Below are 744 nucleotides of genomic sequence, written 5' to 3'. Positions count from 1 at the left end.
TTGCACCCGAGGCCGCCAGTTTGTCCCTGGGGATGGAGGTCGCGGCTTCGTCAAGGCCCAGGCGTTCCTGGCTTTGGCCGCTTGGGGCGCTTTCGCTGGTGTTCGCCGCCTGCCTGGTCTACGTGGCCTGGCTCTGGCCAACTCACCTTCTCTATCCGGAAGTGCTTCCGCCCCAGCCGATGGCTCCCGTCGTGGACAGCGCGGAAGTCAACCGGCTTGTCGAAGAGCAGATCGGCAGAATGAAAGCCGAGCTTGCGAAGGCCGCATGCGATGCAGACCCCGCTGTTTTTGGCCCTCCGCTCCAGGAAGCCGGGAAGAAAGCCGACAGCGACGCGTCGGTACCGCCCCAATGAGCCAGTTCGTCACAACGACTACGCTCAGCCAGATGCGGTCCCTCGGATCGACGGCGGAGCGCTCGGTCCACCGGCTTCAGGCGGTGCTGGGCCGGGAATTCCCCGCCGGGATCGGTCTTGAGCTCGCCGAGCCCGTGCCGCGCACGGACGGCTCCGGGATCGACTGGTACACCGAGCGCGACGAGCCTCTCGTCCGCCTGACGGATTTTCCGCCCGAAACGTCTGCCGTCTACAAGACGCGGCTCTACCAAGCCGTCCAGGCAGTTCTCAGGGCGGCGGCCGCGCACGAAGCCCGCTCCGACCCGGCGGCCAAGTCGACGGCGACTGCGCTGCGCAACGCAGTGACGTTCCCCGGAGACGAGAACGTCTGGGTCTCCGGCGGTTCGGACGG

2 pseudogenes are annotated in these 744 nt (G+C 67.2%); both read left to right on the top strand.

Annotated elements, in window-relative coordinates:
* Positions 1–353 (top strand): annotated as a pseudogene (locus NKH91_RS32275) (S1C family serine protease); the annotation flags it as partial.
* Positions 350–744 (top strand): annotated as a pseudogene (locus NKH91_RS32270) (hypothetical protein); the annotation flags it as partial. The pseudogenes NKH91_RS32275 and NKH91_RS32270, both read left to right, overlap by 4 nt.

It is taken from the genome of Mesorhizobium sp. M0894, from assembly GCF_040319725.1.
Lineage (GTDB): Bacteria > Pseudomonadota > Alphaproteobacteria > Rhizobiales > Rhizobiaceae > Mesorhizobium.
This window is presented reverse-complemented; position numbering and strand designations above follow the sequence as displayed.